Consider the following 22801-nt stretch of genomic DNA (forward strand, 5'->3'; position numbering starts at 1 on the left):
CTCGTATGCCGTTTCACTGTCATCCGGGTCACCGTGCCATACGCCCCTGCCCATGACGAAACTCATTCCGTATTCCTCCCATGAAGAGAAATGCTCAAGTGCCGTATCTGCCGCCGCCTGCATGATTTGCCACATTTCACCCTCGTTCACATAGCCGCAAAGGTATGCCCAGCGTCCGAGGTTTACCAGACGCACCAGATCCCATGCGATGACGCTGCCCGGCATCTTCCCTCCGGGACACCATCCGTTTTCTTCCATGCTCTCCGCTATCAGGCAGACATCTCCTATCTTGCTTTCCTCGTCGTCTCGCTCTTCCTGTGATATGTTTTCGATTCCCCGTTTCCGGACTTTTTCAAGGGCTTCGTCGGCCTCGGCATGATGCCCTTCTTCAAGCAGCCACTTCACAATCTCCAGTGTACTCTCGCGGTCAGTCACATTCCACCAGCTCTCAATCGTGCTCCTGATGCTTTCGACATCTTCCTCAGGACAGTCAATCGAATCCACATTCTCGTCATTATACACTAACATGGGCGCACCGAAAGCCAGCAGCCGGAGCTGTGCCGTATCCAGTTTGCCGTCGTCGGCTTTGTTAATGGTCCACCCATCACTACCGAAGGCGTCCATCATCTGTGCCATTGCATCGGATGAGGACAGTTCCTCTCCGAGTGTGCCGTCCATCATTCCCTGCATCATCTGCTGGGCGTATGCCATGTTCTGACGGCCTGCCTGCGCCACCGTCTCCGGGTCTATGCCCGCCGCTTTCAGCATAGCTTCCTGCTGTGCCTGTGCTGCTGCTATGTCGGGCATTCCCGCGCCCATCTGTGCCATGAGTTGTTCCTCCATGCCGCCGGGCATCTGGAATCCCGGGATATTCCCGAACATGGACTGTGCCTGTTCCATTGCCGCCTTTACTGCGGCTTCCTGTGCCGCCTTTGCCATTTCCTCCGGACTTTGAGGATTTGCTTTTTCTTTTGTCATATCATCTTGATTATTAAAAATGTGATACTCTATCCTTCGGCTCCTGCCGTCAGCAGGATTTCCGTTATTTCGTTGTAACCCCGCTCACTGGCATAATACAATGCCGTATGCTGGAGATTGTCCGCAAGGTTCACGTTCGCCCCATGCTCCACAAGGAGTGAGACAAATTCGTTGTTCCCTTCTCTGGCGGCAAGGATTAGGGGCGTTTCCCCGTTCCCGTTCTGCGCATCTGCCTGTGCGTGGGCTGCTATCAGGTCGTTGCCGATAAACTTGTTCCCGGACCATGCGGCAAAATGTAGCGAGCTGTTTCCGTCCAATTGGGCCTTGTTTACATCAGCTCCGGCACCGATCAGAAGCCTGGCAACGGCAAGGTTTCCTTTCATGCAGGCGATGATTAACGGGGTTTCCCCTACGTCGTTCGCCGTATCTATCATGTCGGGGTATGCAGAAAGTAGCGAGCGGACGATTTCCGACTGGCCGTTGAAAGCCGCCTGATGAAGCGGTGTGTTGCCATGTGTATCGGTCGTGCTTTCTACGGACAGACGTTCCACCACTGTACGCAATCCTTGTGCAGTGGCGTAGTCTATCGCCTTGTGCCCCGTGTTGTCGGCTATTTCCGTGTCCGCTCCCTGTTCTATCAGGAACAGGGCGGCGTCTGTACGCCTGTTGTCAAGCAGACGGATCAACGGGGTACGGCCATCGCTGTCCGTTGCATCAATGTCCGCTCCGTATTGTAACAGTTTCCCGATTATCTCCTTGTTCCCGCTCCGGGAAGCGGCGTGCAAGGGTGTTTCCGACAGGTTGTTGGCGATGGTCGCATCCGCCTCGCTGTCAAGCAGCAGGTTCACGATGTCCCTGTAACCTTTCAGACAAGCGTAATGCAGCGGCGTATTGCCCTCGGCGTCCCGCTTGTTCACGTCGATGCCGCCTTTCTTCAGGAATATCAGCACGATGCCTTTCTGTCCGTTCCGGCAGGCATTCAGAAATGTCATGTTGTTGTCCATACGATTCTCAGCTGTATTTCAATAAAAATTTCACAAGGGATTCGTCGTTCTTCTTCGCCGCAATGTCCAGGGCTGTCAGCCCCTCATTGTTCACGGCGTTCACGTCCGGGGTACCGAAGTCCATCACGAGGGCGGCGGCTTCCTTCGAGCCTCTCATCGAGCTGGCTGCGATGTAATGCAGCAGGGTATTGCCCCATTTGTCCCTGGCGTTGATGTCCGCTCCGGCTTCAAGCAGTATTTCAAGTGTCTCTGCATCCTGTTCCGTGCAGGAACGCCCGTCGTATGGATATGACCTCGGCATGGCCGCGAAACGCGGTATGTTGCCGTCCCAGTACCGTCCCCCGTAGAGATTCATCGCAGGGGTCTGTCCCTGCATGTTGGCGGCATTTACATCCGCCCCGTTCTCCACAAGATAACGTACAGCCCAGATACCCGTATCATATCCTGCCCCGCGGCAGGCGACGGACAGGGCCGTGTTCCCCTCTTTGTCGGCAGGGCTTTCCGGGTCCCATCCACATTCCGTCAGGCATTGAAGGAAATGCAGACATTCTTCCTTGTCCTCGTGCTCGTGTCCTCTGTTGCTCATCCATACGGCAAAGGCCGTCCGTTCTTCAGCATCCCCGAAATTCGGGTCGGCACCACCTCTGAGCAGCATTTCCGCTGCGGTGAAGTTCTCCCATGCAAGGGCGCAACCCAACGGGGATTTGCCCTTGAAGTCGGTCATGTTTTTATCCTCGCAGATGCTTTGGGTATCTACTCCGGAACGCAACAGGGCATCCAGGGCTGTCATGTCATTGTGCCATAATGCCTGGAAGATGTCCAGCCCTCCGGCGAGGGCGGCCAGACCGTCCGTTTCGGGGTCCTGTCCCGACAGCAATGCCCCGATTTTACGCGCACCGCTTTCCACGGCTATGTCAAAGGCGGTTTTCCCGATGCTGTCCTTTTCTTCAGGGTCTATCTGTCCGCTTTCCAGAATGAGCTTTGCGGTGTGGCAGCACTGTCTGTCCGATTCCCGCAGGTTTTCCAGTTCGGCATACGCTTCCTGCTTGGATTTGTCCGAGTACCACCGCTGGGAAAAATCTGCTATCCGTCCTTCCGTGCGCCTGATATCGTCCGCAATAAGTCCGGCAGACAAGCAGATGACGTGCAGCACGTTTCTGCCGCTCCTGTCTGTAGAATCAATGCGGTTCCCCGTCGTCAGAAGGGCATCGGCCATCTGGAAATTGCGGTTGCGCACGGCTTCGATGAGGGCGGTCGTGTCTTTGCCGGAACGGGGCACTCTCGCCCCTTTGGACAGGAGCAGGCCGGCAATGTCGGCATCGTCCGGTCGGGGACCGCGCCGCGCCATGACGCACAGCGGCGTGTCGCCGTCATCGTTTTTCACATTGGGGTCCGCGCCCCTGTCCAGCAGGATACCTACGGCTGTCATGTCTGCAAAATGGCAGGCCGTATGCAGAGGGGTATTGTTCTTGCGGCTTTCGTCCAGGCTGTCAAGCGGGACATCCTGGTATGCTTCGTATAATTCGGAAGGTTCCGAATCATGGGAAGTGTGCAGATTGTAGATTTCTTTATTGGTCATCATTGTTGCATGAAGTATTGATTAACGTTTCAATATGTTTGTATTTCCCGCCCAGCCGGAAGGAAATGGCCTTAAGTTCTCCGTACAGATGCTGTTTGCAAGCGGCTTCCGCCTTCAGGCGCAAGATCCGTGTGTATGCCAGCGGCTCGGGAGTGCCTTGCGGCATGGGGCAGAACGGTGACTCCTCGTCATGGAGGTAACGGAGGAAGGCTTCAGGAAGTCTTTCCGTGCCGTGGCCGACATTCATGGGCACAAGGCGTTCGGCTTCACAAAGCAGCCTGTGGCACTCATCGTACCATTCCACCATGAAACAGCAGAGGGCTTTGTTGTACAGTAGCTTAAAATCCTTGGCCGGAATACGGTCAAAGCACACATAGGCGGAAGAAAAAGCCTTGTTGCTTAGGAATGAAACTCCAGCAGCGAACAGCTTGTCCGCATCTTCTTTAGGTATGCCTGGGGTATTTGCAAACTGTGTCATATCAGAAAGTTTATTGGAATTTATAAATGACTTTTATTAAGTAGCCATGCTGCCTGCCACATTTTGTTGATTTAATGATCTAAAATTAAATTCTGTATTGTATTATTTTTCCATATAAAGCTGAAGCTATAATCCAAATCATATGTGGTGAAGGTGATTTCCCAGCTATTGTTGTATTTCTCGGATAATTTGATTTCTTCAGGATAGAATCTGTTTTGCCACGAGGCATATATTTCTTCCTTATGTGCCAACCGGCTTTCATCAGGCAAGCGGCTTCCCACTCGCTCATTCACTGATTTCCAGTTTTCCAGCAACACCTGTAAATCCAATATCTGCCGGGGTAATGGAGCCGAAGTGTCTCCATCCAGCCAAATCACTGTTTCAGCCGAATATGATGGCAACTGTAATGTACACCACCAGCCGCATCGCTCGTTCGGCCACCAATCGCAAACTTTGGAATGAAAAACTCCCAAGCCTTTTATCGCATATTCTCTTTTTCTTCCCAATAAAGCAATTGCCAGCTTCTTGATATGATTCATTGTTCTTGTTTTAAGTGTTATTTGAGAATGAGTTTTATGGTTTGAAAAAGAACACCGGTTGGGGCTACCTTTCCTTGCAGCCGATGAACTTGCTTTTGTATATGGCATACTCTACCGTATAAACAGCCAGTTTCACGCCTAAGAACATGCCAACAAGCAATATATATGCTACAAAACAAAAATGATTATACAGGAGGTCTGTCAAGAATATAGGTATCAGCAGGGCCGTGATTGTAGCGTTCTGAAACCATTTCTGTACTTTCAATAACAGGTCAATGTACAAGTGATTCTCTATGTAGCTGAACCCCCATCTGTAATTATGTCGTTTCAGGTAAGACAACGAGAACCATAGTCCTGTAAGTGAAGCGATAAGGGCTACATACCACCATGCATCCATGTATGGGAACATGCTTTTTAAGAATGTCAGCAGAACAATGCCAATGATGCTGCATTCATAGACTATTCTTACTTTTGTTGTATTATTCATATATATATATTGTTTGTAGAAACGCCATTGGGTTGAAGCACCTCCGCATACGAAGTATTTCTGTATCTTCCGGCGTGATTTTACGAAAATTTGATTTTCATGCCAGAGCCTCGATGTAGCTGTTCTTGACAGCAGCCATCATAAAAGGCATTTTGATATATCCGTTCGCACATACGATTCCTCCTGCAATCGGAATAGTGCCGGTACTTCGCTTTCGGGTCTTCCGGTATTCGACACATTCTGACCGACCTGCCCGGAACACACAGCAGGCCATTCCCGGATGCTCTATCCGGATGTAATACGCATCATGTTTTTCTTCCATGTACAGAAGGATGCTTCCTCTTTGTTTCTGAATCTTATCCATGTTGCCGAAACTAAATTCATATGCGCAAATATAGCAAAAGGATTGCAAAAACAAACTGACCGGTCTGTTTTATTGTGTTAAAACTTATAAGAAGGATGATTTACGGATATGGTTTTTACCGGAAATCTGCTTTCAGACCTTCAGTAAAGAGCAAAGGAAATGAAGCCTCTTTGTGTAAATCGCCTGATATTCAGCATTGAAATCTACCGATACCCTCCGTACCGTTGATGCCTTCTCAACATGCGGCTTAAATCTTTCAACTGCACAATTCCTTTCGTATTTCCCGAAATCCGATTCCCTGCAATACTTTGAAAGGAGCATTGTAAGATGCTGTCCTTCTGCTGCCAACTACTGAATTCTCTGTTATACAATTCTCAGCCAATGGCGATGCGTTATGATGAAATAAAGCAATATGACCCAAAGAGGATAAATCACCCAGGACATGATGCAGGAGAACCTTTGACTGCCAAACAGCAATGGCTTTTCCCGCATTATTTCAATTCCCCTTTTCTTTTTGATGTAATGCCTGCTCATGAAATGATACATGATGCAATAGATTAGGATGAAGAAAATAAACGGCAAATCATAATCGAAGTTATCTTTGACCAATGGATAAATCAACACTATTGCAGGTAAAAATAATAGTCCGCAAAATAGCATCACAGTTCTTTCATGCGGGTTTTCCAACCGAAATTTGTCCCGGTTGAATATGAAGAATTGATAATACATTGCATCGAAGAAGAATTTTATCAGTCTGATTGCTTTCATGCTTGCTTTACATTATGGAAAAAAACGATATATTATCGTCAGGGCGGTCAGGATGATGTGTGCCCAAAGGCAGACCGTATTATATCTCATCCGATATAAAGCAGATATGCCTATACCGACAACTGCCCAACAGACGATTATCCAACAGGAAACGATGTAATTGCAGGAGGATTCGTAAATCCATCCGAAGCCTTCGCCTATGGGATAGAGTTCCGGATGCCTCGTGAACTGCAAGTAATCACTGATGCCTGCCCATAGCATCAACAGGCAGCATAACGCCCATATCGTCCTTGCTATCTTTTGCCAATGAATCATTCGTTCCAATTTATAATATCCGGCGGCAACTAATCACTATTGGGGTGATTAAGTCGTTTGCTACCGGCATACAGTTTCATAGCATAAGAAATAATCATTACCACCGTAAGATAAGTCATGATGATTGCGCCAACAATCCAACAAAAGTAGAAGTTGTTTTCATCAGACGGTATCATATTCTCCGGCAGTACCCCTGTGCGTTCATATTCCGCTTCGTAGGTGCCAAGTGTCGGCAGTGCGCTAAACCATAATAGGCTCCAAAGGTTAAAAACAGCTTGCAGCAGAAGAGCGGACAACCGACACAACGTATTGCGTATCGCTATATCATACAATATATAAATGGGACAAATGCCAATTAGTGCCATCATGCTTACCAAAGGTCTGCGGTCGTCATGGGCAATCCATTCTCCCCCTTGCATTTCTATCGCATAATATTCAAAGTATAGAATGACAGCGAAAAGCAAGAAGTATATCGTGAACTTTATAGCATTGGCTTTTCTCATTGAATTGGTATTTCAAGTTGGCAATCCTAATCCACCGTCTAAAATTACGGAAAATAATGGAGAGACTGACCATACGGCCGGATTTTTTTATGAATTATCCATACCGATTGGTTAAATACCCGCAAATGAATAGGTAGATTCCATAAATTACAATAGACAATCCCATATAGACGAATGCCCTATGAGGGAATATATCCAGATGATTGCTCCATAGCAGCACAGGCATTATCACCGGGAGTGCAATCAGGAATTTTCTTCGGGTAAGCCGTAGGATGAACATGCCCGCCAGTAAAGTCAAAAACTGGATGACAATGCTGAACCGGAAGAGGATGCCTATCGAAATGTCCATGTGCGCAATCGGTTTGCATACATTGATTTGATTGAGGCATAAGCAATATGCCGCACAGCAGATTATATTCAATATGACAGGGACAAGTATTTTCATATCATTCAATACCGTACAGCTTCTTTTTGGCGCAGACAAAAGAATTCCAATCCTGGAAAAGTTCTTTGATGCGGTTCACATATTTGTTGCCTTTCTTGTAGTCCCAATCCCAATGTACCCAAACCGTGTGGTATTTCTGGTTCGTGTCCACCGAATAGTGGTGCGTTTCCATTAAAATGTCGTCAATGTGGTTCCTGAAATCTTGGATGTTGTCCCAAGTGGAGAACACCGGGTCGTATTCCTCGCCCTCCTTGAAATTCTTCGTCATATACTTTGTTTCTTTATAATAGGTGCGGGATATGGATTCGTATTTCTCCAAAGTGTCCAGCGGCAATGTCTCAATGTCGTATTTCTCCACCACCTTGCGCAACTCGCAGGTGTCGCACGGAGCATTGCTTACTACAAAGGCTTCGTGTTTCATGCCATCGTTCAGTCTTGTGAGAATCGGATAAAACTCCGTCGGTTTGTCAGGATTGTACCCGCAAGCCAGCCATTTCCACATCAGCAACCCTGCTGCGAGGATGGTCAGGATAAGTATGGTTCGCTTTTTCATGGGCAACTTGGGTTTAGCATACATATCAACTTATTTATCAGTCTTTGATTGTAAGATATGCCATAAGCCCCAACGGTATTCCGTCTTGCTGTGGCTCTGGTAGCAATTATCTTCATCTAAATAAATATCCAACTTCCAAAAGTCCAAATCCTCTTTGCGGATGACATCGCCGTAGTTATCTATGAAAACAGCCACCTCGTCCTCCTCTTTCCAACTCCAAAGGTAGGGCAACCTGTAGCGGACAGTATGATTTTCGATATACAGTTTCTCCAAATCCCCATCTGCCGTGCAAACTATCTTTCCCAAATACTTGCTTTCTTGTGGGGTATGGAAGATAATGGTCGGATGAAGCTCACGATATAGCCACCCCGACAGCACAAGGGCAGCTATAACGGCTATTGTCTTTACCAATCCTTTATGTTGTTTCAATCGGATAGTCATATTCTCCATTTTGGTTGCCAATGATTCAGCAGGAAACAGTTCGACCTTATCCTGCGTTATGGGTTATGTTTCAGTCTGATATAAGCGTTATCTCGCCATCGCCTCATGCGCTACTTAGCAGCAGGTAGAAAGTCGCGAACTGGACTATCAGAGAAACGACATAGATGCCGTAATAGAGCAGATACTTTTTCTCCTTCTCGAACTTGGCGAAATACTTCCTATACTTGTCGTGCTTGAACAGGAATATACGATTGGCATAATACAAGAACAGCACGATGATTGCGAAACACAAAATACAGAGGAAGATGTTCCCAACAATCATATTCAAAACGCTCAATAATTCCACCCTGAAAATCTTGATGCAGGCAAGGCAGACAAGACAGAGCATCCAAAAGCTGATGATGCATGGGGTGTTAGTCGACCAAATTATGATAGAACCATTGATGCCTTTATGCATTTCGGCTGCTTCTTGTTTCTGAGCCATCGAAATGCCCCGTTTTATATAGCGGTTGTCCCATTTCGAGAGGCTTAGCCAATAGAAAGGGTTTAGCATCCTCTCGAAAATGAAAAACAGCAGCTTATAAGTGCAGTAATAATTTATATTGTAATATTTCTCCAATAACTTTAGCATGATTTTGATGGCTAAGCGGGTTGGTGAAGAATAGCATTCAACTATTGTAAGTTACTTAATTTACTTAATGATTTCAATGTCTTGAATAGGTATATAACCAAAAGGAGCATTGAAAATAGAATTTACTCTGCACCAACCATTTGTTAATGCACTTATGACAACAGGCATTCCAAATCGGACTGCTACGCCATCTTCACCTTTGGTAGTTTTTTCTCCATTAGGTAAAGAATAAACGTGGGTGCTGCATAGTATGGCATTATCTCCAACTTGTGGCGTAAAGTTCGTCCTTTTAGCATTCGGGGGGCTTTGTAATATTATACTATATTGAGTTTCTATACATTTCGTAGACAAGAATAGGTACGCTTCAAAACAGTCATTGCATTCATTCGCTTCAGGAAAATGCTCTATATGAAAACCCGAATCGTCAGCATACAACTTTCCGTGAATTTCATCTCCTCTACTATATACTCCATATATCAATCGCCCATTGGAATCATAATATGCGATACTATGCAATGCACCCCCGTCAGCCCATCGCTTAAATACTTTCCTGATTTTGTTATCGCTATCGAAATACATAGTGAACAATATATTGGCATTCTTGATTTGACCATCATCCAAGATTTTGTATGAATGAACTTGATTAAAATCCATATATTCATCCTCTATCACTTTCCCCAGACTATCCCAAGGAACAAGGTATGCAATCCACAAAGACATCTCGTTTATTGCATCAATCTCTGCTTGAATAGTTTCCTTATAGTTTTGTGCAAAAGTATAAGGTGAAAGCAAGAATAAAATATGAAGTATTATTATCATTCTCATATTGCAACTAATGGTTAGAAAGGAGCATCGTCAGATGCTATCTTTCGTTGTTAGATATTTATTGTCCTTTCCCACTTGGGAGCATGGAACAAAAGTTGCCTTTATAATTTGATTATTACAGTTAAATGGCACATAATCCACCTTGCTATCAATACTTAACGTATCACTTAGCTGCTTCAAATGGGAATGCTCATTTCGCAACAAGACTTCTGCTTTTGAAAAGTCCACAGAACTGTATATCGGATAGAAACCGGAAAAACAAGTGGACGTTATGTAAGCAATTTGACTTTCATAATCAAAGAATAAGAAGCGATTTCCGTCTGCCACATTATCATACACGGCAAAGCAATCAAACTTTCTTACTCCATTGATTGTATAGCTTTGCATAAAGTCAATACTGCTATCATCTACCGCTTCTAACTCAAAAACAACACGCTTTTTACCTTGTTGATTAAAACACAGCCTATATAGAATTTCAAATTCTGTTTCTTCTGTTTCTATATAAAGGGTATCTTGTTCAGTCAAAGAACTATACTTGGCTGGATTTTGTTCCACATAGCCGTTTTTCGCTATAACACAGCAAAGTGGGAAAAGGAGCAAACTATATAATACAAATATTCTCATGTCTTTATACTAATGGTTTAGCGGGGAACGCTGTAAGCGTTATCACGCTTCGTTACCGATATTTTTTACTTATTTTGATATTATAAAATTTCGATGAAGAAATGAGATAAAGCAATTTACCCACCTTCTTTGATAGCCTATAATTACCATTGTTCATATTTTCTTCTACTTACTAATTTACCGTTTTTTATGTCCTCAAACCTTTCTTCAAGCAATGGGATAAAAGCAACGGCATTAAAATCAAGAAAGCGGTCTTTATATTTTAAGATAACCTCTTTGAAATATAGGAATATATCATCACAAAGTGCTTTTCTCGTCTCATCTTCAGATAAATCATCGTATTTATCTATTGTAAGCATTTGATCTATTATAAGTTTATCATCTTTTTTTAGGTATCTGTAAAATGATTTTAAATTGCCACCTTCTATATTTTCTGAAAGGAAAAATCTAAGAATTGCGCCAATTGTAATATGGCTGTATTGGGGATCAAGAGTAGTTAGTTTGGTCGAATTTGATTCTTGCCAATCAAAATCGTTTAGGCCATCTATAATATAGTCTAAAATTTTTTGATTTTTAAATGCTTTTTCGGGTGTTCTTCCTCCTTGTGATTGAAACGTAATTTGTAAAAATAGTCCCATGATGAAATTAATTTATTTGTTATTATCGGTAATGGTTAGAAAGGAGCATCGTTAGATGCTATCTTTCGTTGTTACTAACTTATTTATATTTTTCAATCCGATAAATTATTGATACTTCATAACTTGCTCGATATTTAAAACTGATAAAGAAAGAGCATTAAAAGAAGCCCAATAGTCGGTACAACATATCTGACACTTAATACGGTCTTGTCCGAATATTTGGTGTTATAAACATTGTCTTGGTATTTTTCCAACAAAGCCTTAATCCTTTTTTTGCTATAATATAGGTATATTACAGGCCAAGGGAGAAAACAGCCTATTACTCCTATTACAATTCTTTCTTCTCCGGAAGTATTTGGCAAAAAGAAATCTCCCGTTAAGAAAAACGACAGTATCAGCACAGCAAACAAATAAGCCATTGTGACAATTTCAGCCAATATGCACGTTGCCCCAAAACGGGGAAATTCTTCTCTCTTTATGCAAACCATGTAATACCTGAAAAACAAGTAGTCAATAATCGTTTTCATCGGCGATTGTTCTAAAATATAAATCACATTGTTGTTAGTAATGGTTTGGAAAGGAACTTCGTTTAGAGGTTAGCTTTCCTTGTTATAAACTTTTTTGTTTTTCCAATGGATATCTAATTCTCCATTCTTTAGTCTTTTCTCTCCAACTATTGCACATAAAATGTTGTTATCATAGACAAAATTATATTCTTCTGCAGCTCTGTCTCCCCAGCGAGAAGCATAACTATGTACTTTGCTAATTCTTCCTTTATCGTATTCATACAAATACACAGACCAATCTTTATACGCATTTATACCCTGAAAGATACTCATTTCATGGTATGAATAAAAATAGCTTATTGAGATTATGATTGTATATTGATTGGGTATATATTTAACATGATATACATGATATGAAAAGGCATCATCATACTCATATATATCAGTTATGATGCCATTTTCTATATTCTCAGGAGCTTCTTGCGAACAAAGTATTTTTCCTTCTGCATCAAAGCCAAAAGAATACAGACCGGCTATTTTTAGACGGTCTTTTTCTTCAACATTTTTTCGTATTCTTCCGCTTGGTAAACCCGCTAACTCATTTTGGTAGGGAGCAGGAACATACAATTCATTGGTGGCATACTTCCATGAAGAGATTTGCCCTAAAACACTTTCAACTTTGGCATGAATGATATGTTCCGACTGTATTAACCGTTGATACAGTTTGTCATTCATTTTCATGATATATATATCATTCTTTATATCCATTGGCTTTATTGTTTATAATGGCTAAGCGGGAAACGCTGTAAGCGTTATCACGCTTTGTTATAAACTCAATTTACTTTGCATGATTGGCTTTTATTTACCCACCATTCCTGTTCTTCCACTTCACGAGCCTTTTGTATCTCGTCCGTTGTCAGATTCTCATTGTGATAGGCATTATATAGATTTTCCCAACCATTCTTACGATATTTCGGTGATACAACCCATTCTCCTGCATCATTAAACAGGCAGAAGTTTGCTGGAGTATCTGGTATGATTTCATCTGCCCAGGAACAGACTTTTGTCAGCCCCTTTGCGGATTTCCACTTACCCCGATATTCAGATAAGTTCAATTTCAGTTCTGATATTTCATTTAGTCCTTTCTCTATTTGTTGTCCTCTCATCCGATACCCTTGCTTGAAAGAACCGGAGAATGTACCGCTATATCGTTTATCTCCGTATTCCTCAAACGAGTAATGCCCGTATATGAAACCGTCCACTTCCGTATATTCACTTTTTATTATTTGAGAACAGGAAGAAATGCTATCTATACAAACCTTTCCCTTAAACGGACATATTACGGACAATCGGGTACGACTGATACCAATTATCTCATATTCTCTACTATCTATTTTCCGAGCATCGGTAATATGAATGTCAATTCGGCTACAATCTTCTCCTAATATGCCAATCATGCTTGAATTGTCAAATAAGCCAGTAAGGTCTTGCTGCAAAATATCCGCTTTGTGATTTTGTGGATAGGCTACTCCACAAAACCAAAAGAGTAAAAAAATACTGATATGGTATATTTTCTGTTTCATATTTTGCATTACTGTTTATAATGGTTCAGCGGGGAACGGCTTGCCGTTATCCTGCGTTGTTATCAACCTATTCTATATTCACCATTTATCTGCAATTTCAAATTCGCCGATTGTTTGGGTACAAATGTCAATGTACGGAATAGTCTTGACTATCTTGATGTTTTCAATGTCTTCACTTCCTCCCAAAGCCAAAAGTAGAGAATATCCGAAACACTCGTCATAATCTGGAGTTCCGAGTTTTTCTTGTATTATAGGATAATTTTCTAAATCAAACCAGCCTTTCAAGAAACTTTCATTTACCATGACCTTATTAAAAATCGCACGAAGATTGGCAGGAAGTATTAAATATGTCCCGTATCTGACATTCAGATAAACGACGTAATTATTCAGTCTCGGATTCTTTACATAGGCAAAGAGATCGCCGAAAGCCGTACACATGAATGGTAGAAATGATTGGTCATCCTCCTTTTCAAAACAGGAGTTTATCACATCCTGATAATCGGATGGATTGATGAGCTTAAACAGCCCATTACAAAAACTTCCTAACCCGACCTCCTGCCATAAAGTATTCAGTTCGGGATAAGACAAATCAGCATATTTAGCAATAAAAGTATCATCTACTGCTTGCCTCTTGCTATTGAGGCTTTTTTCTAAAAATTCTTCGTACATATTTCTACGTTTTATGGTTGATAATGGGATGCAGCTTGCCGCCGTTAAAAGCGGCACAGCTGCTTGTTATCTGCATATTTTAATAAAAATCACAATATAACTTCCAATCACCTGTTAACCTGTTTTTAGCCAAATATATATTGCCAGAATCAATGATATTCAAATTGGCTTTCTCATCAGAAGCTATCTGAAGTACAAATTCATATCCTTCGCCCCAATTTATACCAGACTGAATGTAGCAAGGATAACCGCCTATTTTATGTTCTGAGTGGCATTCTGTATAATCATAATAGTCGGTTATTTCCTCCGAATCTTCCATTTCCTCCAACTCTTCCATTATATCTTCGGGAATGTCACCACCATCAAATATTGGATAATCTTCCTCTATTAATCTACTTTTCAATGGAAACGGTTTTATGGGTGACGAATTATTAGACAGATCTTTATTTACCAATATGTCTCCTTCCTTATATTCACGCAAAACCCAGTTGTTTCCATTACCGACTAATTCTACCGGAATATTATCTGACACAAAAACTGTCAGCACTTTAATTCCTTTAAGTGAATCAGGAATATAAGGAAGTCCGTCAAGACAGATCTGTAATAATGGAAACATCATTTTTCCATTACTATCAACAGGTATGGTTTCATCTTCCTCATAGAGATATACTCTACCAATCCAGCTTTCAGTATCAGAGTAAGTTGGTTTGAAACCTCCAGATGTAAAGATTGTTGCCTTCTTAGCAAGCATCTTTTTAATTTCGTTTATTCTTTTCATAACTTTAATTGATTTAATTATTGCAGATAATGGTTCAGCAGGGAACGGCTTGCCGTTACCCTGCGTTGTTAGTGATATTTTTACCATAATTCTTCTGCGGAGAAATCACCTAAGAAGAAATATAGCAGCATAATGATACTGAACAAAATATACATGCCTATCGAAAAGCATACTATCAATATTATTTTCTTTCCGATACTGTACTTTTTTTTCCTAAACAAGAATAGCGAGAGTAAAATCGCTATGAGTATAATAGTTATTGCACATACAATCATATACCTATATATTTTGAATTTGTAAATTATGCTGTTATCACTAATGGCTTGGCGGGGAACGGCGTTAGTCCGTTATCCCGGCTTGTTAATAGTAAATTACTTATAGTAGTCTTTCAGACCTATGCCGATAGTCCAAAAATGTTTACTTTTCTCCAAATCATCTAAAAGCCATATCTTTTCATCTTCATATGTTCCATTTTCCTTAGCTTCCTTTATGCTTTGTCGTATCGTTTCTTCTGAAACCTCTCGGAATATGCCAACAGAAATATTTCTGAAAGCATAACATTCGGGAGCTTCTGAATAGTCAATATCAGAGCCGTTCTTTTGTATCAGCAAATCCACTAATTCATTTGCCAATAACTCAAAAGGATTGACAGCATATAATATTGGCTTAATAGCTTTGGGATATGGACCTGATATAATTTCAATAAACTCTAAACATTTTTGAGAATTGAAATCCAAACGAAGTTCTTCAGAATAATAGAATAATTGGAAATCATCTTCTTGTTCTGGTTGTCCTAAAACCTCTTTTACTTCGTTAGCTGTCATTCCAAATTCTATTGTTCCAACTTCTGCGATATGTATTCCCTTTAAGGGGTTCAATTCTATTTTTGTCATACTCATATTACTATTAATGGTTTGGTGAGAAACAGCGTTAGCTGTTATCTCAACCTTGTTATGAACTTATTTTATTATAAAAGATTAATATGGCATATAAAATTTATCTGCCATAAACAGCAATACAATTAGAATAATAAACGGTAATATTAAAAATAGAATAGCCCATATATTGGAATATTTCTTATACGATTCGTCCTCTCGAATTTTCAAATACCGTCGTTTATAATGATAATAGATATACAGAATAATCCATATAAGAGGAAAGGCAAGCAGAAAAAGTGGTCCCGGATTAACACTTGTAGCTGCCCAATATATCAAAGCTATATCTACTCCGTAAAACATAATTATAATACTTAACACATCTGGGACATGCCAAGAATCTGAATGTCGGATTAAGTATTCTGTCTTATACCATAAATATCCTAATATTCTATGTATCATATATTGCTACTGTTCATAATGGTTCAGCAGGGAACTGCTTATCCGTTATCCTGCGTTGTTAGCATTATTTTTTTGTTGTTCCTTCCATTGCAAAAGCAAATCTTCTACTTCTTTTGCACCTATTTCCTTTGCTAAAGCAAGAGGGGTGTTGCCGTTACTATCTTTTATATTAAGATCTGCATGATATTCTAAAAGCAATTTAACCAGTTCAATGTTATTATTGGCAATGGCTTCCATAATCGGATATACTTTATATGTATCGTATGGACTTTGGTAACCGTTTACGTCAATGCCATGCTCCAGCAATATACGGGCTAACTTCACATTAGACAATTTACAGGCGTATGTCAGGAGCGTCAGCCCGTATTCGTCACTATATAATCTGTTATTAATGTCCTTATACCTGGTAAGGGCATATTTCAATACATCCTCTTTATCAAAGTAAATCGCCGTATAGAATATGTCAAACTCATAAAAATCGTTACCCATTGCCATAGGTTCATCTTTTCCAGCCAGCAACCGTTTTATGGTTGCCATATCATTGTCACGGCAGGCAACCCCCAACGGATAAAGTTGATAGGTTACATCCCGTATCGTATCTTGCCGCAATGGATTTGCTTTCACGCTATCAAAGCAACAAAAAAACGCTGCAATAAAAAGTAATGTCCAATTTATTATCTTCATATTTACTTTTTTAAGTCGAACATTAATGCTAATTTGTTTATAAATACACCTGTAGGTATAGGATATTTCGATAACCGACACCCGGCAGGTGTGTTTCCTGATCTCTAATAGCCGCACCCTACGAATCATCCAGCGAATCAAGCGGATTTGGGATTTTAGCTTTGTGTGCATTCGATGTATGAAGATATATGGCTGTAGTCTTTATGTCGTTGTGTCCCAACAGTTCCTGTATCGTGTGCAAGTCTGTCCCTTGTTCCAAAAGGTGTGTGGCAAACGAGTGGCGGAGCATGTGTACATGCACTCGGTGCTTGATGCCCGCACGTTGTGCGGCTTCTTTCAGCACTTTCACCAATGCGCTTGCCGAGTACGGTTGTCCGGGCGTTTCGCCCTCAAACAGCCATTTCTTCGGTCGGTATTCACGGAAGTACCGCCGCAGCTCTTCCAGCAGTTTGGGCGAAAGCAGCGAGTAGCGGCATTTCTTGCCCTTACCCATGATACGCACGGACATCATTTCGCTGTTGATGTCTTTTGGTGTGAGGTTCAGCAATTCACTACGCCGCAATCCGGCTGAATAAACCAAGGAAATCATGCAGTGATGCTTGATGTTGGACAGTTGGTCGAGGATGCGTTTTATCTCGTTCTTGCTCAATACTTCCGGGACGGTCTTGTATTCTTTGGCTCGTGTGATGCCGCCGTAATACTGCCGTTTCCCGCCTTTCACCTGCTCGTAGTAGAACTTGATGGCGTTGATGCGCATATTCTGCTGTGAAACAGAAATCTTCTTTTCGTTTACAAGATAAAGAATGTACCTGTTGATGTCCGCCACTTTCAGGCGGTCGATGTTGCGCCCTTTGTGGTACTCCACGAAGTCGCTGAAATAAGCCCGGTAGGTCTTTATGGTGGATGGGCTGTAGCGTTTCTGTTCCAGCAGTTCCAGATAGCCTTCCGGCAGCGTGTATTCCCTCTTGGGTCTGGGATGCCGCACATATACCCGGCTGTAATCAATATAGGCATGGGGAGAATAGCGGTCGTAGAAATCCGACAGCTTGAAAACAGCAGCCGCCATGCAAGCGGAATCCTTGCCGGTCATTTCCACGCCTGTATCCTGGGCGAGCAGCAGGGGGATTGCCCCGTTTCCTGCATACTCTATCCGGACATAATCCACACCATCCTTTTTTTCCTTGTGCAGGATGATGCTCCCTCTTTGCCTCTGAGCCTTGTCCATGTCGTCGAAAGATGAATCATAAGCGCAAATATAGGAAAAGGATTGCAAAAACAAACCAACTGGTCTGTTTTATTGTGTTAAAACAACTAATTTTAGATGATATGCGAGTGTGAGCGGGCGGAAAATCGGTTTCAGGCTTTCAACAAGGAGTAAATAAAATGCAGTTTCTTCCTCAGTTGCTTGATATTCAGACCTTGAAAAAATGATTGTTCAAAAGAGGAGCCGAAAAAGACTTGCCAGAACATTGAGGCCGTTTCTTCCACATCCAGGTCCTGACGCATTTCCCCGTTTTCTTTTGCCTTTTGGATGGCGGTCTCCCACAGCTGGAGATTCTGCTCGAATATGTTGGCCAGCTTTTTCTCTACATTCGGATAATATAATCGCACTTGCATCAGCAGATGGTAGTAGTAGAAATTGAAGCAGCACCCGTTGGGATTGTTGCCGTCGTTAAGCATGTGCACAAGGCGGTTCATGGTATTTTCCACACCCTCTACATATTGGTCGATAAACTCCGAAAACGAACCTCCCGTGAATTTGAACTTGTTTTCCAACTGCTGGGTGTTGAATACGTATTTGTCCACTACTGCAACAAACAGGTCAAGTTTGAGAGGGAAATAATAAATCAGTCCGGCTTTTGACAACCCACAGGCTTTGGCTATTTCCATTTGGCTTGCTTTTTCGTAATTCATTTTGGCGAATACCCGTAATGCATTTTCCAATACTTCTTCCTTGTTGGTAAACATACTTCTTCTGTTATTTTGCTTTCTGTAACAAAGATATGTATTTGAAACCATCTCACAATGGTTTTAATCTTTTTTTTGTATGGCTGATTATCGTTTTTTTTGGAGTATGATTAAAAAAAAGTCTCGGCACACATCTTTCTATTTGCAAAACTCGAATCTGCCTTTCGATATGCGGAGTAATGATAGTTGGCCCGCTCATGACAGTTTTCCCATGATTCTGGAAAATAGAAACAAACTGGATGTGGACGGATATTGTTTCCCCCGATTTCCTTCCGGTTCAAAGATATGGAGGCTGCGGGTATGATAAGAAAAGAGGGAACAGAATATTTGCACCTCCACAGGAAGAAAAAGATGGTAATCCCATCATGCTGTCCATCCATTGATGGATAGGCAAACATATTCTTCATGTTCACATTCTTTTGTATAGTAATGAATTAAACAGATATGGCGCATTTTGTATTGAATCAAACGTTTAAACGGTTAAAGTCAGCATACTTTTTTGTGGAATAATAATAAAGTAGTACCTTTGCATAAAATATACGATTATGGCCATAACGATTAAGAACATCCCGGTTTTGGAAGGTGCTACGGCAGAGGATTTTGTGCGTAGTGCTGACAAGAATGCTGTAAAGGCAACGCCCCGTTTGTCGGCTACAGCCAAGAAACGGTTACAGAAAGTATTAGAGAAATCCCGTTCATTCCGTTTCAATTAAGCATGGACGAGATTTCCTTGTATGATGATTGCGTCATGCTTGCCTGCAATAAAGAGGTGCGTGATAATTGTCTCCCTTTCAGTTGTGGCGTGGACGACCTTGATGATTTTTTCATCAATGATGCCGATTTGTATGCGGAAGAATTGTTGGGGAAGACTTATTGTTGGGTGACGACGGAAGCCCCGCACCGTATTGTGGCGTTGTTCACATTGTCGAATGACAGTATCAAGACCAAGCTGATGCCCTCCAATGACAAAAAACGCTTCCAACGCAACATCGTCAATCCCAAGAGAGGACGCAGCTACCCGGCCGTGTTGATTGGCAGATTGGGGGTTAATCGTGATTTTCAAAACTCACCGAGCCATGTCGGTCGACAGTTGATGTCTTTTATCAAGGACTGGTTCCGACATGAGGACAACAAGACCGGATGCCGCTTTATCGTGGTGGATGCCTACAATGAGGACAAGGTGCTTCGCTATTATGAAAAAAATGGCTTTGTCCCCCTGTACAAGACAGAGGAAATAGAAAAGCAATACTATGATATTCCGCAGGACGAGCATCTGAAAACCCGCTTGCTGTATTTTGATTTGAAAAAGAAATAGAGCACCTTGGCGGATATGGTTTCCGATGTCCTTACTGGAAAAAGGTTTCAGCGACACGCCTATTTCTCAAAAAGCAGCATATATTCCACCTTCCTTCTTTTCTCTATGCTCGGAATTACCCGGCCTTTGTAACACCGGAAAGAAATGTACTCCTTGTAAATGTCCCTGTTCCCAGCCTCCAGCTTTTGTATGAGCCTGCTTTTGGGCAGGTCTTTGCTGCCTAACAGACGGTAGGCTCCCACTTGGTAGGCGAGGCAGGAAAGCAGGGTCGAATCACGCCCGAACCGGCGGAACAGGCGGCACAGCTTCATCAGGTCGGCCCGCAGGATGGAATCGCCCTGCGCCCGGGTGATGTTGTTGGTAAGCCGCTCGCCGGGGAGCACATGGTGTCCCCAGCCCACATAGGGCCAGTGCTTCTTCTCGCCATGCCAGCCTTCATGGTATTTCGTGCATAGGATGGCCCTCTCCAGCGGAGGAAGCCGGTACAGGGACAGAGCGGCGGATGGTGTTCCTCTTCCGTGCTTTCCCTGCCCGTACAGGGCCGCCGCTGCGCACAGGAGCAGCACGACGGCCGTTGTCGTTCTTGCATGTCTCATTTCGCCCCCCGTTTGTTCAACACGTCCTTTATCATCTCCTTTACGTCCTGGCCTACCTGCACGAAGTTCTTGTACAGGATGCGCTCCCGTTCCTCCCTCGACGGGAAGGTGTAGAACTTCGGCAGGGGCACATACCCGGCTTCCTCTTTCTTTATCTCCCTCATGTCGAAGTCGGTCTTGCAGAAGAATTTCGTGGTCTTGAACTCCTCCGCTTCCTGTATGTTCATCGAGCCGCCTGCACCGGTCTTGGTCTTGGTGAAGTCCCTCGCCGTCTGGCCGCAGATCCAGCCGGTTGCCATGTCGGAGATTTTCGAGGCGGGCACTAGGCTGTCCATGTTCTCGTTGAGATTGATGGAGGTCTTGTCGCGGTCTATGGTTACGCCCTTCTTTATCTGTACCACCTTGCCGAAGATGTCGTTGCTCAGCCATTCCAGGGTCTCCTTGCTTCGGGCAGAACCGCTCACCACGTTGCCTACGGTGGTGATGATTTTCTCCATGCCCACCTTGCCGTAGTCGGCTTCCAGCTGCGGCAGTTCCTGAAAGCCCAATGCCACGCTCACCTTGTTGCTTCGGGCCGTTCCTATCAGGCGGTCTATCTTGTGGAAGTACAGGGTCGGAAGCTCGTCCACGATGATGCTCACGGGGATGTTCTTGCCTTGTCCGGTGTTCACACGGGTTACAAGGCGGTTCAGGATAAGGGCGTTCAGGGCGCCGATGATGCTCTCCATTTCCGGGTCGTTGGCGATGAGCAGGTAGCTCGGATTCTTCGGGTCGCTCACTTTCAGGTCGAAGTCGTCACCGTCCTTGTGGAATATCCAGTACGATTCCTTGGTCGCCAGGCGCGAGGTATAGACACGCAACGTTCCAATCATACCTTCCAACTGTTCCATCGCTTTGTTCTTGAAGGCGGTCTGGAACGGACCGAGCAGCGGTGCCACCTCGTTGTCGGTCTCCAATACTTCGAAGATGGTCTGGTAGCTCTCATTCAGGAACGACAGGATGTGCGGCATGTCGCTGTACTTGCCCAACCAGTAGGCGGGTTCCACAATGTTCCCGTCCTTGCGGTCGCGCACTACGCCCGTCGGCTTCCAGAACTTCGTCTCCGGGTCCTGCCGCTTCTCCGCATACAGCTTGTTTCCGTCCTTGTCGTAAGGCTCTTTCTCGTAGTTCACGAAGAAGTAGATACACGCGGCGAGGAAGTTCACCGCCGAAGTCTGGAAGAACTGGTCGCTGCCGCCGCCTCCCTCTTTCTTGCCTTTCTGCAGGGATTCCAGCAGGGTTTCCGCCGTCTCGCTCGCCGCTGCAAGGTTGTTGATGTACTTCGACTGGATGGGGTTCACCCTCCGGCTGTATTCCACATCCACGAAGTTGATGATGTTGAACTTGCAGCCTTGTGGCAGCTTGCCCAGCTTCTGGTTCTTCCTGTAATGATAGTACAGCTTGGTCGCCAAAGTGGGGAACTTATAGTCATACACGACCATCACGAAGCCCTTGGCGGAATGTTGCCTGATGAACGGCTCGATGATGGAGAAGGTCTTTCCGCTTCCCGGCGTGCCGACCACCCATGTACCTCTGAAAGGGTTGCTGATGTTCACCCAACCCTTACGGAACTTGCCCTTGTAGTAATAGCGCATCGGAATGTTCACGCTGTAGTTGTTCTCCACTTTTTCCTCACATTGTTCGAAGCTCTCGTTCTCGAAGTTGAAGCGGTCTTTCATCAGCCCGTCCTTGATGTATTTCGAGATATTGTCAAGTGCCACATGAACCAGTATCACGCCTGCAAGGGAGGCTGCCATATAGAGGATGATGTGTACGGGCAGCGTGTACAGCTGCATCCCCATCGGGTGGCCGAACAGCCATACGGAGAGGACGAGCAGCGCAAGGCCCGCCGTCAGGGGCAGGACGACCTGACGCTTGGCGTTGAACTCCAGATGTTTCTTGTTCCGCGTGCCGATACAGGTGATGCAGATCAGCAGGACGGTCGCCAGCTTGCTGTACACGAGATGCCCGTCGCTGTATATCGCCCACCGCTTGATACGTCCGTGCAGGTCGGCGAGGATGCCGCCCCAGTCCCCGAATACGGAGGGGTCGAAGGCATACTCGAAAAACTCCAGCAGCACGGACACATAGACCGCCGCGCGGAATATCCGGTAAAATCCCTGTAACTCCTTGCTTTCTTCCATAAGCCTGTCT

30 protein-coding genes are annotated in these 22801 nt (G+C 43.8%); 3 read left to right on the top strand and 27 right to left on the bottom strand.

All coding sequences use genetic code 11. The features are described 5' to 3' along the window. The 7 genes from B5F34_RS12120 to B5F34_RS12150 all read right to left on the bottom strand — a co-directional run. A partial coding sequence (locus tag B5F34_RS12120) for a DUF1266 domain-containing protein (RefSeq protein WP_087339509.1) occupies positions 1-978 on the bottom strand: 978 nt, incomplete at its 3' end. Between the two features lie 29 nt (positions 979-1007). After that, on the bottom strand, positions 1008-1982 hold the full coding sequence (locus tag B5F34_RS12125) for an ankyrin repeat domain-containing protein (protein WP_072544695.1): 975 nt from the start codon (positions 1980-1982) through the stop codon (positions 1008-1010). A gap of 7 nt (positions 1983-1989) precedes the next feature. Further along, positions 1990-3564, bottom strand: coding sequence for an ankyrin repeat domain-containing protein (locus B5F34_RS12130; RefSeq protein ID WP_083535624.1), 1575 nt, complete (start codon positions 3562-3564; stop codon positions 1990-1992). Next, a complete protein-coding gene (locus B5F34_RS12135; RefSeq protein ID WP_013616503.1) occupies positions 3551-4039 on the bottom strand; it encodes a hypothetical protein in 489 nt (162 codons plus the stop codon). Before B5F34_RS12135 ends, B5F34_RS12130 begins: the two co-directional genes overlap by 14 nt. A 71-nt stretch (positions 4040-4110) precedes the next feature. Next, a complete protein-coding gene (locus B5F34_RS12140) occupies positions 4111-4578 on the bottom strand; it encodes a hypothetical protein (protein WP_013616504.1) in 468 nt (155 codons plus the stop codon). A gap of 64 nt (positions 4579-4642) precedes the next feature. After that, positions 4643-5065, bottom strand: coding sequence for a hypothetical protein (locus tag B5F34_RS12145; protein WP_013616505.1), 423 nt, complete (start codon positions 5063-5065; stop codon positions 4643-4645). A 97-nt stretch (positions 5066-5162) separates the two neighbouring features. Then, complete coding sequence (locus B5F34_RS12150; RefSeq protein ID WP_087339407.1) at positions 5163-5387, bottom strand: hypothetical protein; 225 nt, start codon at positions 5385-5387, stop codon at positions 5163-5165. A 423-nt stretch (positions 5388-5810) separates the two neighbouring features. Here B5F34_RS12150 and B5F34_RS17605 point away from each other — a divergent pair, with 423 nt between their 5' ends. Further along, positions 5811-5990: a hypothetical protein gene (locus tag B5F34_RS17605; RefSeq protein ID WP_162609332.1), complete on the top strand. Its 180-nt coding sequence runs from the start codon at positions 5811-5813 to the stop codon at positions 5988-5990. A gap of 219 nt (positions 5991-6209) precedes the next feature. Here the strand turns inward: B5F34_RS17605 and B5F34_RS17385 are convergent, their stop codons facing one another. The 18 genes from B5F34_RS17385 to B5F34_RS12250 form a co-directional block, all read right to left on the bottom strand. After that, positions 6210-6512: a hypothetical protein gene (locus tag B5F34_RS17385; protein ID WP_072544693.1), complete on the bottom strand. Its 303-nt coding sequence runs from the start codon at positions 6510-6512 to the stop codon at positions 6210-6212. A 29-nt stretch (positions 6513-6541) separates the two neighbouring features. Next, positions 6542-7015 (bottom strand): hypothetical protein, encoded by a 474-nt coding sequence (locus tag B5F34_RS12160; RefSeq protein ID WP_087339409.1) that lies wholly within the window; start codon positions 7013-7015, stop codon positions 6542-6544. A 94-nt stretch (positions 7016-7109) separates the two neighbouring features. Then, entirely contained in the window at positions 7110-7364 is a 255-nt protein-coding gene (locus B5F34_RS12165; protein ID WP_140393007.1) for a hypothetical protein, read from the bottom strand. A gap of 97 nt (positions 7365-7461) precedes the next feature. Beyond that, on the bottom strand, positions 7462-8013 hold the full coding sequence (locus tag B5F34_RS12170; protein ID WP_087339512.1) for a hypothetical protein: 552 nt from the start codon (positions 8011-8013) through the stop codon (positions 7462-7464). A gap of 30 nt (positions 8014-8043) precedes the next feature. After that, positions 8044-8463: a hypothetical protein gene (locus tag B5F34_RS12175; protein ID WP_239448942.1), complete on the bottom strand. Its 420-nt coding sequence runs from the start codon at positions 8461-8463 to the stop codon at positions 8044-8046. Positions 8464-8557: 94 nt separating this feature from the next. Continuing rightward, positions 8558-9085 carry a hypothetical protein gene (locus tag B5F34_RS12180; RefSeq protein ID WP_087339415.1) on the bottom strand — a complete coding sequence of 176 codons (528 nt, stop codon included), beginning with the start codon at positions 9083-9085 and terminating at the stop codon, positions 8558-8560. Positions 9086-9145: 60 nt separating this feature from the next. After that, positions 9146-9910: a hypothetical protein gene (locus B5F34_RS12185; protein ID WP_087339418.1), complete on the bottom strand. Its 765-nt coding sequence runs from the start codon at positions 9908-9910 to the stop codon at positions 9146-9148. A 30-nt stretch (positions 9911-9940) separates the two neighbouring features. Continuing rightward, the gene (locus tag B5F34_RS12190; protein WP_087339420.1) at positions 9941-10534 is read right to left on the bottom strand and encodes a hypothetical protein; all 594 of its coding nucleotides are present in this window, start codon (positions 10532-10534) and stop codon (positions 9941-9943) included. A gap of 143 nt (positions 10535-10677) precedes the next feature. Continuing rightward, positions 10678-11172 (bottom strand): hypothetical protein, encoded by a 495-nt coding sequence (locus tag B5F34_RS12195; RefSeq protein WP_087339423.1) that lies wholly within the window; start codon positions 11170-11172, stop codon positions 10678-10680. A gap of 134 nt (positions 11173-11306) precedes the next feature. Further along, positions 11307-11699 (bottom strand): hypothetical protein, encoded by a 393-nt coding sequence (locus tag B5F34_RS12200; RefSeq protein WP_041584185.1) that lies wholly within the window; start codon positions 11697-11699, stop codon positions 11307-11309. Between the two features lie 69 nt (positions 11700-11768). Next, positions 11769-12446, bottom strand: a complete 678-nt coding sequence (locus tag B5F34_RS12205; RefSeq protein WP_087339426.1) for a hypothetical protein — start codon at positions 12444-12446, stop codon at positions 11769-11771. 65 nt (positions 12447-12511) lie between these two features. Further along, the gene (locus B5F34_RS12210; protein ID WP_087339517.1) at positions 12512-13261 is read right to left on the bottom strand and encodes a hypothetical protein; all 750 of its coding nucleotides are present in this window, start codon (positions 13259-13261) and stop codon (positions 12512-12514) included. A 78-nt stretch (positions 13262-13339) separates the two neighbouring features. Continuing rightward, a complete protein-coding gene (locus B5F34_RS12215) occupies positions 13340-13930 on the bottom strand; it encodes a T6SS immunity protein Tdi1 domain-containing protein (RefSeq protein WP_004309992.1) in 591 nt (196 codons plus the stop codon). A gap of 79 nt (positions 13931-14009) precedes the next feature. Further along, positions 14010-14795 carry a DUF1963 domain-containing protein gene (locus tag B5F34_RS12220; protein WP_239448944.1) on the bottom strand — a complete coding sequence of 262 codons (786 nt, stop codon included), beginning with the start codon at positions 14793-14795 and terminating at the stop codon, positions 14010-14012. 284 nt (positions 14796-15079) lie between these two features. Beyond that, positions 15080-15601: a hypothetical protein gene (locus B5F34_RS12230; protein WP_013619062.1), complete on the bottom strand. Its 522-nt coding sequence runs from the start codon at positions 15599-15601 to the stop codon at positions 15080-15082. Positions 15602-16090: 489 nt separating this feature from the next. Then, positions 16091-16729 (bottom strand): ankyrin repeat domain-containing protein, encoded by a 639-nt coding sequence (locus B5F34_RS12240; RefSeq protein WP_004329683.1) that lies wholly within the window; start codon positions 16727-16729, stop codon positions 16091-16093. A gap of 118 nt (positions 16730-16847) precedes the next feature. Continuing rightward, the gene (locus B5F34_RS12245; protein ID WP_162609333.1) at positions 16848-17954 is read right to left on the bottom strand and encodes a site-specific integrase; all 1107 of its coding nucleotides are present in this window, start codon (positions 17952-17954) and stop codon (positions 16848-16850) included. 131 nt (positions 17955-18085) lie between these two features. Next, positions 18086-18697, bottom strand: coding sequence for a TetR/AcrR family transcriptional regulator (locus B5F34_RS12250; RefSeq protein WP_013616538.1), 612 nt, complete (start codon positions 18695-18697; stop codon positions 18086-18088). A gap of 545 nt (positions 18698-19242) precedes the next feature. Between B5F34_RS12250 and B5F34_RS17755 the strand changes: the two genes are divergently transcribed. Together B5F34_RS17755 and B5F34_RS12255 are read left to right on the top strand one after the other, a co-directional pair. Next, positions 19243-19410 (top strand): hypothetical protein, encoded by a 168-nt coding sequence (locus B5F34_RS17755; protein WP_013616539.1) that lies wholly within the window; start codon positions 19243-19245, stop codon positions 19408-19410. Positions 19411-19412: 2 nt separating this feature from the next. Next, a complete protein-coding gene (locus B5F34_RS12255; protein WP_087339431.1) occupies positions 19413-20012 on the top strand; it encodes a GNAT family N-acetyltransferase in 600 nt (199 codons plus the stop codon). Positions 20013-20071: 59 nt separating this feature from the next. On the opposite strand, the gene B5F34_RS12260 is transcribed toward B5F34_RS12255, so the two are convergent. Next, positions 20072-20608, bottom strand: coding sequence for a glycoside hydrolase (locus tag B5F34_RS12260; protein WP_087339434.1), 537 nt, complete (start codon positions 20606-20608; stop codon positions 20072-20074). Continuing rightward, entirely contained in the window at positions 20605-22791 is a 2187-nt protein-coding gene (locus tag B5F34_RS12265) for a type IV secretory system conjugative DNA transfer family protein (protein ID WP_013616542.1), read from the bottom strand. The genes B5F34_RS12260 and B5F34_RS12265 overlap by 4 nt, the downstream gene beginning before the upstream one ends. Between the last annotated feature and the right edge of the window lie 10 nt (positions 22792-22801).

Origin of the sequence: Mediterranea sp. An20 (assembly GCF_002160055.1) — a bacterium.
Lineage (GTDB): Bacteria > Bacteroidota > Bacteroidia > Bacteroidales > Bacteroidaceae > Bacteroides > Bacteroides avicola.

What these genes read in the sequence shown, in the direction of transcription:
- B5F34_RS17385 (WP_072544693.1), bottom strand. Translation starts at nt 6,512, where the DNA reads ATGATTCATTGGCAAAAGATAGCAAGGACGATATGGGCGTTATGCTGC.
- B5F34_RS12265 (WP_013616542.1), bottom strand. Translation starts at nt 22,791, where the DNA reads ATGGAAGAAAGCAAGGAGTTACAGGGATTTTACCGGATATTCCGCGCG.
- B5F34_RS12160 (WP_087339409.1), bottom strand. Translation starts at nt 7,015, where the DNA reads ATGAGAAAAGCCAATGCTATAAAGTTCACGATATACTTCTTGCTTTTC.
- B5F34_RS12180 (WP_087339415.1), bottom strand. Translation starts at nt 9,085, where the DNA reads ATGCTAAAGTTATTGGAGAAATATTACAATATAAATTATTACTGCACT.
- B5F34_RS12200 (WP_041584185.1), bottom strand. Translation starts at nt 11,699, where the DNA reads ATGAAAACGATTATTGACTACTTGTTTTTCAGGTATTACATGGTTTGC.
- B5F34_RS12205 (WP_087339426.1), bottom strand. Translation starts at nt 12,446, where the DNA reads ATGGATATAAAGAATGATATATATATCATGAAAATGAATGACAAACTG.
- B5F34_RS12145 (WP_013616505.1), bottom strand. Translation starts at nt 5,065, where the DNA reads ATGAATAATACAACAAAAGTAAGAATAGTCTATGAATGCAGCATCATT.
- B5F34_RS12260 (WP_087339434.1), bottom strand. Translation starts at nt 20,608, where the DNA reads ATGAGACATGCAAGAACGACAACGGCCGTCGTGCTGCTCCTGTGCGCA.
- B5F34_RS12185 (WP_087339418.1), bottom strand. Translation starts at nt 9,910, where the DNA reads ATGAGAATGATAATAATACTTCATATTTTATTCTTGCTTTCACCTTAT.
- B5F34_RS12215 (WP_004309992.1), bottom strand. Translation starts at nt 13,930, where the DNA reads ATGTACGAAGAATTTTTAGAAAAAAGCCTCAATAGCAAGAGGCAAGCA.
- B5F34_RS12250 (WP_013616538.1), bottom strand. Translation starts at nt 18,697, where the DNA reads ATGTTTACCAACAAGGAAGAAGTATTGGAAAATGCATTACGGGTATTC.
- B5F34_RS12240 (WP_004329683.1), bottom strand. Translation starts at nt 16,729, where the DNA reads ATGAAGATAATAAATTGGACATTACTTTTTATTGCAGCGTTTTTTTGT.
- B5F34_RS12210 (WP_087339517.1), bottom strand. Translation starts at nt 13,261, where the DNA reads ATGAAACAGAAAATATACCATATCAGTATTTTTTTACTCTTTTGGTTT.
- B5F34_RS12125 (WP_072544695.1), bottom strand. Translation starts at nt 1,982, where the DNA reads ATGGACAACAACATGACATTTCTGAATGCCTGCCGGAACGGACAGAAA.
- B5F34_RS12255 (WP_087339431.1), top strand. Translation starts at nt 19,413, where the DNA reads ATGGACGAGATTTCCTTGTATGATGATTGCGTCATGCTTGCCTGCAAT.
- B5F34_RS12175 (WP_239448942.1), bottom strand. Translation starts at nt 8,463, where the DNA reads ATGGAGAATATGACTATCCGATTGAAACAACATAAAGGATTGGTAAAG.
- B5F34_RS12135 (WP_013616503.1), bottom strand. Translation starts at nt 4,039, where the DNA reads ATGACACAGTTTGCAAATACCCCAGGCATACCTAAAGAAGATGCGGAC.
- B5F34_RS12190 (WP_087339420.1), bottom strand. Translation starts at nt 10,534, where the DNA reads ATGAGAATATTTGTATTATATAGTTTGCTCCTTTTCCCACTTTGCTGT.
- B5F34_RS12245 (WP_162609333.1), bottom strand. Translation starts at nt 17,954, where the DNA reads ATGGACAAGGCTCAGAGGCAAAGAGGGAGCATCATCCTGCACAAGGAA.
- B5F34_RS12150 (WP_087339407.1), bottom strand. Translation starts at nt 5,387, where the DNA reads ATGGAAGAAAAACATGATGCGTATTACATCCGGATAGAGCATCCGGGA.
- B5F34_RS12130 (WP_083535624.1), bottom strand. Translation starts at nt 3,564, where the DNA reads ATGATGACCAATAAAGAAATCTACAATCTGCACACTTCCCATGATTCG.
- B5F34_RS12165 (WP_140393007.1), bottom strand. Translation starts at nt 7,364, where the DNA reads ATGGACATTTCGATAGGCATCCTCTTCCGGTTCAGCATTGTCATCCAG.
- B5F34_RS12220 (WP_239448944.1), bottom strand. Translation starts at nt 14,795, where the DNA reads ATGGTAAAAATATCACTAACAACGCAGGGTAACGGCAAGCCGTTCCCT.
- B5F34_RS12195 (WP_087339423.1), bottom strand. Translation starts at nt 11,172, where the DNA reads ATGGGACTATTTTTACAAATTACGTTTCAATCACAAGGAGGAAGAACA.
- B5F34_RS17605 (WP_162609332.1), top strand. Translation starts at nt 5,811, where the DNA reads ATGGCGATGCGTTATGATGAAATAAAGCAATATGACCCAAAGAGGATA.
- B5F34_RS12230 (WP_013619062.1), bottom strand. Translation starts at nt 15,601, where the DNA reads ATGACAAAAATAGAATTGAACCCCTTAAAGGGAATACATATCGCAGAA.
- B5F34_RS12170 (WP_087339512.1), bottom strand. Translation starts at nt 8,013, where the DNA reads ATGAAAAAGCGAACCATACTTATCCTGACCATCCTCGCAGCAGGGTTG.
- B5F34_RS12140 (WP_013616504.1), bottom strand. Translation starts at nt 4,578, where the DNA reads ATGAATCATATCAAGAAGCTGGCAATTGCTTTATTGGGAAGAAAAAGA.
- B5F34_RS17755 (WP_013616539.1), top strand. Translation starts at nt 19,243, where the DNA reads ATGGCCATAACGATTAAGAACATCCCGGTTTTGGAAGGTGCTACGGCA.